Source organism: bacterium (genome assembly GCA_019912885.1).
In the GTDB taxonomy this organism is placed as follows: domain Bacteria; phylum Lernaellota; class Lernaellaia; order JACKCT01; family JACKCT01; genus JAIOHV01.
Genome location: JAIOHV010000028.1, coordinates 1 through 13,855 on the forward strand (window position 1 = coordinate 1; position 13,855 = coordinate 13,855).

At 64.0% G+C, this 13,855-nt stretch carries 11 protein-coding genes; 1 reads left to right on the plus strand and 10 read right to left on the minus strand.

The window, feature by feature from the left end; all coding sequences use genetic code 11:
• The 4 genes from K8I61_02090 to K8I61_02105 form a co-directional block, all read right to left on the minus strand.
• Nucleotides 1-580: hypothetical protein (locus K8I61_02090; GenBank protein MBZ0270798.1), on the minus strand; the 580-nt coding region annotated here is incomplete at its 3' end.
• 64 nt (nt 581-644) lie between these two features.
• On the minus strand, nt 645-2,252 hold the full coding sequence (locus K8I61_02095; GenBank protein ID MBZ0270799.1) for a hypothetical protein: 1,608 nt from the start codon (nt 2,250-2,252) through the stop codon (nt 645-647).
• Between the two features lie 285 nt (nt 2,253-2,537).
• Nucleotides 2,538-4,178, minus strand: a complete 1,641-nt coding sequence (locus tag K8I61_02100; protein MBZ0270800.1) for a sulfatase-like hydrolase/transferase — start codon at nt 4,176-4,178, stop codon at nt 2,538-2,540.
• Nucleotides 4,179-4,268: 90 nt separating this feature from the next.
• Nucleotides 4,269-4,592, minus strand: coding sequence for a hypothetical protein (locus tag K8I61_02105; protein MBZ0270801.1), 324 nt, complete (start codon nt 4,590-4,592; stop codon nt 4,269-4,271).
• A gap of 160 nt (nt 4,593-4,752) precedes the next feature.
• On the opposite strand from K8I61_02105, the gene K8I61_02110 reads away from it, so the two are divergent.
• Nucleotides 4,753-6,747: a sulfatase gene (locus tag K8I61_02110; protein MBZ0270802.1), complete on the plus strand. Its 1,995-nt coding sequence runs from the start codon at nt 4,753-4,755 to the stop codon at nt 6,745-6,747.
• Nucleotides 6,748-7,063: 316 nt separating this feature from the next.
• Here K8I61_02110 and K8I61_02115 read toward each other — a convergent pair whose 3' ends face one another.
• From K8I61_02115 to K8I61_02140, 6 genes are all read right to left on the minus strand, one after another.
• Nucleotides 7,064-7,813, minus strand: coding sequence for a succinate dehydrogenase/fumarate reductase iron-sulfur subunit (locus K8I61_02115; protein MBZ0270803.1), 750 nt, complete (start codon nt 7,811-7,813; stop codon nt 7,064-7,066).
• 10 nt (nt 7,814-7,823) lie between these two features.
• The gene (locus K8I61_02120; GenBank protein ID MBZ0270804.1) at nt 7,824-9,740 is read right to left on the minus strand and encodes a fumarate reductase/succinate dehydrogenase flavoprotein subunit; all 1,917 of its coding nucleotides are present in this window, start codon (nt 9,738-9,740) and stop codon (nt 7,824-7,826) included.
• Nucleotides 9,741-9,758: 18 nt separating this feature from the next.
• Nucleotides 9,759-10,391, minus strand: coding sequence for a succinate dehydrogenase cytochrome b subunit (locus K8I61_02125; protein ID MBZ0270805.1), 633 nt, complete (start codon nt 10,389-10,391; stop codon nt 9,759-9,761).
• Nucleotides 10,392-10,697: 306 nt separating this feature from the next.
• Entirely contained in the window at nt 10,698-12,320 is a 1,623-nt protein-coding gene (gene nadB / locus K8I61_02130; GenBank protein MBZ0270806.1) for an L-aspartate oxidase, read from the minus strand.
• 252 nt (nt 12,321-12,572) lie between these two features.
• Entirely contained in the window at nt 12,573-12,854 is a 282-nt protein-coding gene (locus K8I61_02135; protein MBZ0270807.1) for a hypothetical protein, read from the minus strand.
• A gap of 568 nt (nt 12,855-13,422) precedes the next feature.
• Nucleotides 13,423-13,833 carry a hypothetical protein gene (locus K8I61_02140; protein ID MBZ0270808.1) on the minus strand — a complete coding sequence of 137 codons (411 nt, stop codon included), beginning with the start codon at nt 13,831-13,833 and terminating at the stop codon, nt 13,423-13,425.
• Nucleotides 13,834-13,855: the final 22 nt, after the last annotated feature.

The following is a 13,855-nucleotide window of genomic DNA, read 5'->3' on the forward strand; positions in this document are numbered from 1 at the left end:
TCACCGCCGCGGCGGCCGGCGTCGCGTCCTCGTCGCGCTCCGCCATGAGCACGGCCAGAAGCACCGCCGCCGCGTACCACATCGTCTCCATGCCCGACAGCGCGTAATGCACCAGGGCCGGATTCGCGATCACCGCGACAAACGCGAAATCCGCCGCGCGCCGGTCGACCTCCGTCGCCTTAGCATCGGTCGAAGGATCCGCGAGAATGCGCGCGCGTACGAGCGTCGCGACAAGCGCGAGCGCCGCGAGTGAGACAACGACGGTCACGACGCGAAGGTCCAGGCCGAGCATCGCGAACGGCGCGAGCAATAGCATCTGCAAAAACGCCGTGCAGCCTTCCACGCGCTCGCCCGCATTGAAAACCGGCCCGATCCCCTCGCCGAGATTTCGCGCGTAGACGAGCGTGATGTACGCGTCGTCGATGAGCGCGAGCCCGCGCGCGGCGAAGCCGACGGTGGCAAGGACCGCGAAGCCGCCGAAAAACACGCGTGCGATGCCGCCGCGCGCCAGGACACGCGCCGTGACACGCGCCGTCGCGCCGGCCGGAGAGTCTCGCGACGTCGTGTGGAAATCGTTCATGAATGGCAAAACGCCCGCGGGCGACAAACCCGCGGGCGCATCATTCTTGCGTCAGATCCTTCGATCAGCAGCCGCAGCAGCCGTCGTCGTCATCGTCGTCATCGTCATCGTCATCGTCATCGTCGTCGGTCGCCGCGTCATCGTCATCCGCGTCATCGTCGTCGCTGTCGTCGTCGTCCGCGTCGTCGTCGTCCGTGTCGTCATCGTCCCCGTCCGGGCCCTCGACCGTGATCGACACCGTATCCGGCGCCGAGCTGTCGATGCCGTCGGACACGACAAGCTCGAATTCGTACGTTCCGGACAGAAGCGCGGTGAAGCTCGGCGCCGCGGCGGTCGCATCCGACAGAATCACCGTCTCCGGGCCGGACAGTTGATCCCAGATAAAGGTCAATGGATCGCTATCCGGATCGAACGAGCCGGTGCCGTCCAGATTGACCACGGTGCCGATCGGCACGGTGGCGTCGTCGCCCGCGTCCGCGACCGGCTCGGTGTTCGACGTGTTGAAGAACTTGAGGACCAGAAGATCCGCCCCGCCCGCGTAGCCGTTTCGCCCGTCGAAGAAGCCGACCGAAAGCAGCGCGCCCGCGCCGCTGTAGTCGTCCGCTTGCCACGTCTGCCCGCCGTCTTCCGTTTTGACGATGACGGCCTGGTTGCTGTAGGAGAAACCGACACCCCAGCCGACCTGCGGATTCAGCATCTGGAAATCCGCGATCAGGTAGAACGAATTGGGATCGCCGATGCCCGGCACCGACGGCATCGTTGCCTCGTCCCACGTCGCGCCGCCATTGGTGGTGTAATTCAGCGAGAACGACGCCGAGAACAGGCTCGACGCCAGGTACCAGCCCGTATTCGCATCCAGGAATTGAACCTTGCGGATACCGCGCGGCCCGTCGGAGGCGATGATGTTCCAGGACGCGCCGCCGTTATCCGTGCGGATGATCTCGCCGTTGACGCCTTGCACGTCCTCGAATTCGACGTATTCGTCATGCGTCTCGAACGATATGAAGAAGGTCTGATTATCGACGACCGACACGCTTGTCGCCGTCGATTCGTCGGAAACCAGCGCCGGCGCCATCAGCGACCAGCTCGTGCCGCCATTGCCGGTGATCCAGAGGTTGTCGAACTCGCCCGCCGCCACGCCGAGGTTCGTATCCGCGAATCCCGCCGCCGTCAGCGTCGCGGATTGCGGCGCGCCCGTCAGCGCGATCGGCGTCCATTCGGTCGTGTAGTCGCCGCCGCCGGTCGCCGTGTTCGCGATGTACGGGTACGGAGCGTTGAGATCGAAAAGACTGCATCCCGTGTAGCCGTTGCCCCAGGAACCGAAGGCCAGGCCGTTGTTCGCGTCGAAGAAATGCGTGTCGCGTACGTAAAGGTACGCGCGGCACCCGAAGTCCGGACCCGGGAACTGATTCACCTCGAACGGATAGGTCAGCGTCACGCCGCTATCCACCGATTTCATCAGGAACTTCGCCGTGATGAGCGACGGCGCGATAAAGGCCTCGCCGACACCGACGAAGGTCGACTCCGACTGCGGATACATTTTCGTGATCGATCCGTAATCCGCGAACCCCGTCAGTTGGTGCTGCTCGGTCCAGAACGTCGCATGGGCGCCCGTTGCGAACACGAGCGTCAGCGCGGCGCATATCGCCGCCGCCGTGAATTTCGACCGCATGATTTCCCTCCTCATGGCCTGGTCAATGGAATCGCGAAAACCGCGCCCGCGCGCGGGCCGTGATCCTGGCTGTATTTTCGGCCAAGGTCGTAACACGGAAGTAAGAAATAGGAAATAGGAAATAGGAGATAGAAAACAGCGCATCGCAACGTGCCGCGTGGGCGCGCCGGCGGCGATGGTGCCCGTCGCTTTCGTGAAGGCGCGCCGCATTTTCCGTCGACGATCGCTTCGTCGTCGCGGAGCCGACGCGATGGCGCCTCTTTCCTCTTTCCTATTTCCTATTTCCTACTTTCCGTTTCCTGCCCCCGCGCACAGCCGTTTCACCGTCGCAAGGCGCATGAATTCGCATTTCTTGCGGTAATTGAAATTCGAGGCCTTCGCGCAACGCTCGGCCTTGAGCCCGTCAAGCGCGCTATCGACGCACAGGATCCGTTCGGCCTCCGGCTTCGCGCCGCAATCCGCCTCGATCTTTTCGACCGCCGGGCAAATGTCGAGCTCGACAACCCACGACACCGGTGTTTCCGGCGCTGGCGTGGCGCCCGGCCCCGTCAAATACCCCAGCGAACGCAGTTGCTCCGGATCAGTGACCTCCGGATTTTCGATGAGCTGCGGTGTCACGATCGGAGCGAGCGTCGCGGCGGCGTCGGCCGCGGCCGCGAGATCTTCCGGCGGCGATGTATCCGGCAGCAGATTCGTGCGCTCGCCGGGATCGGCCGCAAGGTCGTACATCTCGCGGGTGCTCCGAAACGTGTCGTGGATGAGCTTGTACGGCCAGGCGATCGCTCCGTGCGCCTCGATCGGTCCGCGCTTCAAATGCAGGGGGAACGCGCGGCCGGTGGGAATGTTTCCGCGCAGGTCCACGCCCGGCACGTTCGGCGGAAGCGGCGCCTTTCCGAGCGTAAGAAGCGTCGGCAACACGTCGACGAGCGCGACCGGCTCCGTGACACGCCGCGCCGGGATCGCCTCGCCGCCTTGCTCCGGTACGTGGACCAACAGCGGGACGCGCACGGTTTCGTTGTAGAGATCGAAGCCGTGCAACATGTTGCCGTGGTCGTTGAAACCCTCGCCATGGTCCGAGACAAAGACGATCGCCGCGCGATCCGCGCCCGGCAGATCGGCGAGGATGCGGCCGATCACCTCGTCGGTGGCGGCGATCTCCGAGTCGTACGCGTCCGAAAGCGCGGCAAGCTGCTTCGCGTTCTCCGGCCGGTCGAAGTAGTCGTCCGCCAGGCCGAGTTGCACGTCGCCGTGATCCGCGTTCACCGACAAAAACGCCTCGTTGTCGAAGCCGGGCGCAACAGCGGTGATTTGCGGCTCACGCACGATGTAGGGTGCATGCGGATCGAAAAAGTGCATGAAGACGAAATACGGTTGCCCGTCTTTTTCCCGCTCGGACAGGGACGTGAAGTCCTCGCGGATGAGCTGCTCGATCATCTCCGCGTTCGCGGTCGCCGGACTCTCGAAGTGCGTGAATCCCTGGCCGAAACCCGTCTGCCGCGTGATGTGCGCGTTCGTGGAATATCCGTACGTCTCGTAGCCGGCGCCGGCGAGGCGCTCGGCGATCGTCTCGTACGCCTCGGGGAGCTGGTGCTGAAAGCTCACCTTGCCCATGAACTGCAAGCCTTCCGTGACGCCGTGCTCGCGCGGCCAAAGACCCGTGAACATCGTCGCCACGCTCGGCACCGTCCAGGAACTTGGCGCGAACGCGTTGTCAAAAACGAGCGATTCGGACGCGAGCCTGTCGAAAACGGGCGAGGTCGGCCGCGTATAGCCGTACGCTCCCATGCGATCCGCGCGCAGCGTATCGACGATGATCAAAACGATGTGCGGACGGCTCATCGGCGCGCGCGGCCGCGCGTACCGAAACACCACCGCCGCCGTCAGCGCGGCGACTACGACTGTAAGGGCCAGAACAAGCTTTTTCATGGCCGGGAATGCTAGGGGTGCGCGGGACGTGTGTCAAAACCGCGCGCCTTGATCCGGCGAACGACGCGCGTTAGGAGGCGGCGCGGGCCGCTAGACCGTTCGCTCGCCTCCCGATGTCAGCCGGAGCGCGAACGCGCCGAGGGCCTCGGTCGCCGCCGCGGAGCATTCCACGTAGGTGTCGATCATCTCGCGCGGCAAAACCTCGCCCTGGGGAAGAAGCTTGCGCCCGCAGTCGTGCTGAAGACGGACCGTGCCCCGGAGCAGCCGGAGCGCGTCTGATTCCGTGGGAGCGTCCGCGGACGATCGCGTTTTGAAGGCCGCGGCCCGGCGCAGAAGCATCTTTCGCGTTTGCGCGAGCCGGGGGAGTTTTTCCGGGACGTTTTCGTCAATACGGTCTTGGGTATCGATTTTCATTTCCCAAGGCTAGCATAATCCGCCGTTTTCGGATACACGCTCCGTTCCCTGCGCGTCTCGTGCGCCCGGCCGCGCCCTTCGCGCCGCTCGGCCCCGCCTTGATTTCGCCCGCCCGCGCAACGTATGTTGGCCTCGTTTCCGACATGAAGACGCCGCCAACTTGAACACCGATTCAACCGCCGACGATCGCATTTCCGTCGCCGTCGCCTCCCCCGCGCCCACGCGCGCCGAGCGCGTCGCGTTCGCGCTCTGGAGGTTTTTCAACGTTAGCCTCATGACCGTGGCGGTATTCGGCGCGCTCGGCCTCGCGACCGGCCTTCTGAACGTCTGGCCGTACGACTACCTCTCCCGCGATCTTGACGCGGTTTTTTACGCCTCGCTCAAGGCGCCCATTGGCGCGGCGCTGCGCCATGGCGCGCTGGCCGGTTTCTGGAACGCCCTGCTCGTCCTCTGCTCACGCGCGCTTGGCGGGCGATACCGCGCCCGGCTGGCCGCCGTCGCGGCCATCATCGTGCCGATCGTCGTGTTCATCGCAATCCTGCGCACGATTGTCGCCGCGCAGGGCGCGCTCGTGGCGGTGCGTTTCATGCTGCGCTGGGGATCGCTCCCGCAGATCCTGCGCTCCATCGTGTGGCTCGGGCAGGAGGACGACCCCTTTGCCCGGATCGCCGCCCGCGTAACGATCGTCGGCCTCATCGCGCTCGCGACGCTGTTCGCGGCGTGGTACGTGGCGCGCCGCGCGCGCGGGCCGGCCGCGCCCGTTCCCTCGAAGCGGCCCTCGCGCGTGGTGACATCGCTCGCGTTTCTGACCGTCGCCGGGTTCGGCTTTTTTCTCGGCGCCCCGGCAAGGACGCCGGTGCCCGGATCGCCCGATATCGTTCTCGTCAGCATCGACACACTGCGCGCCGACCGATTGTCGATCTACGGCAACGAACGCAAGACCTCTCCGAACATCGACCGCCTGGCCCGCGAAGGCGTGATGTTCGAGCAGGCGATCGCGCACGCTCCCTGGACGCTGCCCTCGCACGCCTCGATGTTCACCGGCCTTCTGCCCTACGAGCACGGCGCGGTGGAACCCGATCGCCCTTTGCCGCCGGACATGCGCGTGTTTCCCGAGCGCCTGCTCCAGAGAGGCTATCGGACCGGCGCGTTCGTCACCGGCATTCTCGTCTCGCGGAGATTCGGCTTTGACCGCGGATTCGACACATTCCGCTTCCGCGATCGTCGTCTCGCCGCCGACACCGCGATCGACGCCATGCACTGGTTTCTCGCATCGAGGCAGCCGTCATTCCTGTTCCTGCACCTGTTCGACATGCACTACCCGTACCACCCGCCGCCGGAGTACTACACGCGCTTTGGCCCGGCCTCGCCGATGCTCGTGTCCCCGCAATCGGTCGACTTCGGCGCTTTTCTCAATTACGCGAACGAGCACCCCCATTGGGTCGCGAAAGTCGCGCTCGACCGATACGACGAGACGCTCGCCTACGTCGATGACGTCCTCGGCCGCCTGTTCAAGAAACTCCGCGACGAGCGGCGCTGGGATAACACGCTCATCATCGTGACGTCCGATCACGGAGAGGAATTCTACGACCACGGCTCCTGGGGACATTCGCAGTATCTGTACGAGGAAAGCCTGCGCGTGCCGCTCATCGTCAAGCTGCCGCGCGGCGCGTGCGGGCCGGCGCGCCTTGCCGGGAAGGCCGCGCCGCTGACGGCGATCGCCGACCTGATCCTGAAAACCGCGAACGGCCCGAGCAAGGACAACCCGATGCTGGATTGCCGCGCCGGCGGCGTGGCGGCGGCGATCGACGACATGATCGACATGTCGCCGATCCTCGCCGAGACGCAGTTCGCCTGGGAGCTCAAGGCCCGCGGCACGCACCGATTCGCCGCGCGCTCGCCGGGCGCAAAATTGATCGAGCCTTACGAGCCCCCCGACCCCGCGCTCGAGTTCTATCGCCGCGGTTGGGAGTACTACGACCTCGCGGACGATCCGCTCGAACGCCTCAACCTCTACGCGCCCGGCGCCGCGCCCGAGCTGGAATCCGCCCTGGCCGACGCGAACAAAAGCCTCATGGAAACCGAGCGCGCGCACGACATCGAACTCGATCCCGCGACGATCGAGCGCCTGCGTTCACTGGGCTATTTGCAGTAGGGGATTGCGTCAGGCGCCCCGCCCGTCAGGGCTACTCCGTCAGGGCCGCAAACGGAGTCCCGCTCCGAGCGGGACGGAGTGCGCGGTCGATACCGCCGCCCGTCAGGGGCCCCTCCGTCAGGGCCGCAAACGGAGTCCCGCTCCAAGCGGGACGGAGTGCGCGGTTGATACCGCCGCCCGTCAGGGGCCCCTCCGTCAGGGCCGCAAACGGAGTCCCGCTCCAAGCGGGACGGAGTGCGCGGTTGATACCGCCCCGGCATCTCCGATTTCCGCGGAATTTGCCAAGGCGTGGCCGGCCGCGCCCGGGAGAAATCGCCTACCGCCGCTCGGCGAACCAGGCTTTGCGGAATTCCTTGTTCATGCGCGCGATGTGGCGGATCGGGATCTCCTTGGGGCAGTAGGCCTCGCACTCGCGATGGTTCGAGCAGCCGCCGAACCCCATTTCGTCCATGCGCTCGACCATGTTCTTCACGCGGAGCGCGGACTCGGGCCGGCCTTGCGGCAGCATCGCGAGGTGCGACACCTTCGCGCTGACGAACAACATGGCGCTGCCGTTCGGGCACGCGGCGACGCACGCCCCGCACCCGATGCACGCCGCCGCGTCCATCGCCTCTTCCGCGTCGTCGGCCGCGATGGGTATCGCGTTGCCGTCCGGCGCGCCGCCGGTGGAGGCCGAGATGTATCCGCCCGCCTGGATGATGCGGTCGAACGCGGCGCGATCGACGATGAGATCGCGCAACACGGGAAACGCCACCGAGCGCCACGGCTCGATGGTGATCGTCTCGCCGTCGGAGTAATGCCGCATGTGCCGCTGGCAAAGCGTGGTGCCCGGCTCGCCGCCGTGGGGATGGCCGTTCACGACGCACCCGCACGTCCCGCAGATGCCTTCGCGGCAGTCGGAATCGAACGCGACGGGCGCCTGCCCCTTGCGGATGAGATCGTCGTTCAGGTGATCGAGCATTTCCAGGAACGACCAGTCGCTCGACACGCCGTCGACCGTGTAGGTTTCGAACGCGCCCTTTTGCGACGGGCCCGCCTGTCTCCAGATTTTCAGCGTCAGCTTCATGTCTTTCTTCTCACTTGTAGCTGCGCGTCGTGGGGGTAACGTTCTCGAACACGAGCGGCTCCTTGTGGAGCGTCTGCTCCTTGCCCGCGCCGTTCCACTCCCACGCGCTGACGAACTGGAAGTTCGCGTCGTCGCGCCGGGCCTCGCCGTCTTCCGTCTGGCTTTCCTCGCGGAAGTGGCCGCCGCAGCTTTCCCGTCGCGTCAGCGCGTCGCGCGCCAGCAACTCCGCAAATTCCAGATAGTCCGCCACGCGCCCGGCGCGCTCGAGGTCCTGATTCAGCTCCTGCCCCGTGCCGGTGATTTTCAGGTTCTGCCAGAATTCGTCGCGAATCCGGGGGATGCGTTCGAGCAGCATCTTCAGGCCGGTTTCGTTGCGCGCCATGCCGCAGTGGTCCCAAAGCAGCTTGCCGAGCTCGCGATGGATGTCGCGCGCCGGGCGGCTGCCGCCGATGGCGAGCAACTTCTGCACGCGCGCCTCGACGTCGGCTTCCACGTCCTTGAACGCGGCGTCCGTCGTCGAAACGGCGTCGAGCTTCTCGCCCGCGAAGTAGCCGCCGATCGTGTAGGGAATGACGAAAAATCCGTCCGCGAGGCCCTGCATCAGCGCGCTTGCGCCCAGGCGATTGGCGCCGTGGTCGGAGAAGTTCGCTTCGCCCAGCACGAACAGGCCGGGGATCGTGGACATCAGGTTGTAGTCCACCCACAGCCCGCCCATCGCGTAGTGGATGGCCGGGTAGATGCGCATCGGTCTCTCGTACGGATTCTCGTTCGTGATCTTCTCGTACATCTGGAAGAGGTTGCCGTAGCGCTTGCGGATTGTGTCCTCGCCCTCGCGCTTGATGGCGTCGCGGAAGTCCAGATACACGGCCTGTTTGCTCTCGCCGACGCCAAGGCCGTCGTCGCAAACCATCTTCGCGTTGCGGCTGGCCACGTCGCGCGGCACGAGATTGCCGAAGCTCGGGTAGCGCTCTTCCAGATAGTAGTAGCGCTCCGCCTCCGGGATGTCCGACGCCTTGCGCGTGTCGCCGGCGTTTTTCGGCACCCACACGCGCCCGTCGTTGCGAAGGCTCTCGCTCATCAGCGTGAGTTTTGATTGCCCCTCGCCGTGGACCGGAATGCAGGTCGGGTGGATCTGCGTGAAGCACGGATTCGCGAAATACGCCCCGCGCCGGTGCGCGCGCCAGCTCGCGGTGACGTTGCTGTTGACCGCGTTCGTCGAAAGATAGAACGCGTTGCCGTAGCCGCCGGTCGCCAGCACGACGGCGTCCGCCGCGTAGCTCTCGATCGCGCCGGTGACGAGGTTGCGGCACACGATGCCGCGCGCCTTGCCGCCGGCGAGCACCAGATCGAGCATCTCGCGGCGCGCGAACACCTTGACGCGCCCGGCCTCGACCTGCCGGCTCATCGACGCGTAGCAGCCGAGCAGAAGCTGCTGGCCCGTCTGGCCGCGCGCGTAGAAGGTGCGCGAAACCTGCGCGCCACCGAAGCTGCGGTTGTCGAGCAGCCCGCCGTACTCGCGCGCGAAGGGCACGCCGATCGCCACGCAGTGGTCGATGATATCGACCGACGCTTCGGCAAGGCGGTGGACGTTGGCCTCGCGCGAGCGGTAATCGCCGCCCTTGATCGTGTCGTAGAACAGGCGATGGACCGAGTCGCCGTCATTGCGGTAGTTCTTCGCGGCGTTGATACCGCCCTGCGCGGCGATGGAATGCGCGCGGCGGGGGCTGTCCTGAAAGCAGAACGACATCACGTTGTAGCCCAGTTCGGCAAGCGACGCCGCCGCCGCGCCGCCGGCAAGGCCCGTCCCCACGACGATGATGCGGAATTTCCGCTTGTTGGCGGGATTGACGAGCTTGAGCTCGAACTTGTGACACTCCCACTTCCTGTCGAGCGGTCCGCCGGGAATCTTCGCGTCGAGCGCGGTCATGGCTTGCGGTCCTTACGGTCAGTTCGTGAAGTAGACGAAGAACGGAATGAGCCCGAACCCGATGCCGAACACCGTCGCGAGCGCCACCGACACGACGCGCACCGCCCCGAAGATGCGATTGCGTTCCATGCCGAAACCAAGGGTGTGGAACGAGCTCCACAACCCATGCGACACGTGCAGCGCCACGATGAGCATCGAGAACGTGTAGAAGGCGGCCCAGCCCGGATTTTCGAACAGCCCCGCGGTCTGGTTATAAATGAGAGCGTCGCCGCGCTTGGCGCGGAAGTTGACGAGGTGGATGACCAGAAAAACGAGCATGTAGATGCCTGAGGCCGCCATGAAGCGGCTCATGAAATTCGTCTTGTTCTGCTTGCCGCCCTGATAACGCACCGGGCGCGCCTGCCGGTTTTTCACCGTCACCCAAAGGCCGGAGGCGATGTGCAGGATGAACGCCGCGAACAGGCCGACCTCGATGTAGTTCAAAAGGATGCCGAAGCCGTGCAGATGTTCGGCGTATTCGTTGAAGTGCTCGGCGCCGAAATAGATCGTGCTGTTGCCCGTGACGTGGGCGACCAGGAACAGGATCAGCGCGATGCCGGAGGCGGCGACGATTTCCTTGCGACCTAAGGTCGAAAACCGGACGGCGGGCACGGGGAGCTCCCTGAGGCGAATTCCAAATCCAGATGCCGGACAACTTTGTCCGATGGTCTTTTCCGCGTTTTGACGCACCCTGTCAAGAAATGGAAATTGATTTGGGACATGGCTGTTCGGGCTTCGCCCGAATGGACGAAAATAGAAAAGAGGAAACAGGAAATAGACCGTCACCGACGGCGCTGCTTCCGCGTGGCCGTCAGCACCGACGATACGAAACCTTGGCGTCGCTCAGGATGGCGGAAAACCAAACCCCGGTGATGCAATGACCTATTTCTTATTTCCTGTTTTCTACTTCCTGAACCGCTACCACCGATACCGCAGCACCGTGTCCGCGGCCGGCCGCGCCGGATTCGTGTCCGGCCAGTCCAGGTTGTCGTGCAGGCCGCGCGATTCCTTGCGCTGCATTGCCGACACGATGATCAAGTCCGCGACGACGGCGATGTTGCGAAGCTCCAGCAGGTCGCGCGTGACCAGGAAGTTCCAGTAGTACTCGCTGATCTCCCGGCGCAAAAGGTCGATGCGCGCCTTGGCCCGCTCGAGCCGCCGGTCGGTGCGCACGATGCCCACGTAGTTCTGCATGAAGCGGCGGATCTCGTCCCAGTTTTGCGTCACGATGACTTCCTCGTCCGAAGGCGTGGCGCCGCCGATATCCCACGCGGGCGCGTCCGGCGGCGCGGGCCACTCGTGCTGGTGCGCGCGAGCATACTCCGCCGCCTGATGCGCAAACACCGCGCCCTCGAGCAGCGAGTTCGACGCCAGGCGATTGGCCCCGTGCAACCCCGTACACGCGCATTCGCCGATCGCCGACAGCCCGGGGATCGACGTCTGCGCCATGTCGTCCGTGCGCACGCCGCCGCACTGGTAATGCGCGGCCGGCGCGACGGGAATGCGGTCGCGCGTGATGTCGATGCCCAACGCGAGGCAGCGCGCGTGGATGTTCGGGAACTCCGCGCGGATCGTGTCGGCCGCGACGCGCGTGAAATCGAGGAACACGTTGTGCCGGCCGGAGGATTTGATCTCGTGGTCGATCGCGCGGGCGACGATGTCGCGCGGCGCGAGGCTCCCGCGCGGGTCGTGCCGCTTGACGAACTCTTCCCCCTCCTCGTTGACGAGCACCGCGCCCGCGCCGCGCACCGCCTCGCTGATGAGGAAGTTTTTCGCGTGCGGGTGAAAAAGCACGGTGGGATGGAACTGCACAAACTCCATGTTCGCGATCTCCGCGCCCGCGCGCGCGGCCATGGCGACGCCGTCGCCCGTCGCGACATCGGGATTGGTCGTCAGCAGATAGACCTTCCCCGAGCCGCCGGTCGCGAGCGCCGTGTGCCGCGCGAGAATCGTCTCCACCTCGCCGGTGGGGACATTCAAAACGTACGCGCCGTGGCAGCGATCCGGCCCGGAGCCGCCCAGGTGCTTGCGCCGCGTCAAAAGGTCGATCGCCATGTGGTGCTCGACGATGCGGATGTTCGGCTCGTTGCGCGCGCGAGCCAGCAGGGCGCGCTGGATCTCCTCGCCCGTGATGTCGCCCGCGTGCAACACGCGCCGGCGCGTGTGCCCGCCCTCCAGGTGCAGGTCGTATTGATCCTCGCCGAAGCCGCCGTGCGTCCCTCGGCCGTTATGCGCGCGCGTGAAACGCACGCCCCACGCGATCAGCTCCTGCATGCGATCCGGCGCGGACGAGACCGTCAGCCGCACGATGTCCTCGTGGCAAAGCCCCGCGCCCGCGTTGAGCGTATCGATGACGTGAAGCTCGATGTCGTCGTCGTCCGCGACCACCGTCGCCACGCCGCCCTGCGCCCAGGCGGTGTTGGTATCCGCCGCCTCGCGCTTGGCGAGCACGATGACCTCGCCGAGCGAGGCGGCCTTGATGGCAAACGATAGCCCGGCGATGCCGGTGCCGATGACGAGAAAGTCGGTGCGGATGGTCATGGGAAACGCAGAATAGACTGAAAGTCTGAAAGTCTGAAAGACTGGAAGTCTGAAAGTCTGAAAGACTGGAAGGCTGGAAGGTCAGCGCAAAGTCAAGCCGCCTGGGAGCGCCGAACGCCAGTTCAGCCCTGGGACCGCGGGCGGCCCGCCCGCTTCAATACCGCTTGAACGGAATCCGCAGATTACGCAGATGGCACAGATTTAAAGGATATCAAGTCGCGCGAAAGTGGCGCGACGAATCGCACACCTACCTCAACACCCGCACGCGCCCCCGGAATCGGCGTTGTCATCGTCATCGTCAACGGGCGTACCGGTATCGTCGTCGTCGTTCGCGGAATCGTCGTTGGTCGCATCGTCGTCCAAATCATCGTCGCCGCACGAAGGACACACGATTTCCGTATCTAGTTGACACTCACCGTAGCTCGAATATCTGTATCCCTCGCAGTATGAAATACAGTTGCAGTAATCGTCATATTGCGCTTCGACGCCGACCCACTCTCCGTTCACTTCGTCGAAGACGCATCGTTCATCCACGAAATTTCCGCCACACATATCGTCTAAGCAATCCAAATATTGGTACTCGACGTCGACATAGCATTCCCCAATTTCTAGTTCATAACATACATTCGGAGAATATTTACTCTTTCTATCACGAGAAGCGGCATTATCGCTGCCGCATTTTTTATTTTCGTTACATGATGGGCAGAAATCACGATGCTCGTTTTGACAATTAATACGGCAATTGCCCTTAATCTCAAAGTCACACACGGAATAGCAGGAACAATAATCATCGTATTCCGGCGCGACACCCTCCCACGCCTGCGTATCCTCATTATAGATACACCGTTCATCGGCATAGTCGCCGCCACATTCGTCATCGACGCAACCAATGAATTCATATTCACAATCGAGATAACATGGACCCAAAAGCACGCTATAACATTCTTCACCCGCTGCGCCTCCGCGCGCTTTTTGATCGTGCGCGTAAGAATTCCGCGAGTGTGTCACCGTAACCGCCAAAGCGCCGATCACCACAAACCCAACGGCGAACGCAAATAATGTATAGTGCGCACTACGAATCACTTTTTATGCTCCGCATCGATCAGCCTCCGCACGCGCTTTTGCCGGAATCGTCGTCGTCATCGTCACCCGCCGCGCCCGTGTCATCGTCATCGGCGGCCGAATCGTCGTCGGTCGCGTCGTCGTCAAGATCGCCGTCGTTGCAGGAAGGGCAACGGATCTCTGTATCGGTATCGCACGCGAGAAAGCAATTGATGCGATCAAGCTTACATGCCTCATTGGCGCAATCGCAATACTCGTCATATTGCGGCTCCGCCCCTTTCCAGCCGTGGCTATCATCGTCAAAGACGCACCACTCAAGGACATGATTGCCATCGCACTGCTCTTCTACGCAGTCGAACCAATCGTATTCACAACCGACGTAACATTCGCCGATTTCCAGATCTTGACACGAATACGGCGTATCTTTCTGCTTGACGGAGCGTACTTCCAAGTTCCCGTAGACCCCCTTTTTA

Bases quoted from the DNA above. Each gene is read 5' to 3' on its own strand.
- K8I61_02095 (MBZ0270799.1), bottom strand. From the start codon at position 2,252: ATGCGGTCGAAATTCACGGCGGCGGCGATATGCGCCGCGCTGACGCTC.
- K8I61_02100 (MBZ0270800.1), bottom strand. From the start codon at position 4,178: ATGAAAAAGCTTGTTCTGGCCCTTACAGTCGTAGTCGCCGCGCTGACG.
- K8I61_02105 (MBZ0270801.1), bottom strand. From the start codon at position 4,592: ATGAAAATCGATACCCAAGACCGTATTGACGAAAACGTCCCGGAAAAA.
- K8I61_02115 (MBZ0270803.1), bottom strand. From the start codon at position 7,813: ATGAAGCTGACGCTGAAAATCTGGAGACAGGCGGGCCCGTCGCAAAAG.
- K8I61_02120 (MBZ0270804.1), bottom strand. From the start codon at position 9,740: ATGACCGCGCTCGACGCGAAGATTCCCGGCGGACCGCTCGACAGGAAG.
- nadB (MBZ0270806.1), bottom strand. From the start codon at position 12,320: ATGACCATCCGCACCGACTTTCTCGTCATCGGCACCGGCATCGCCGGG.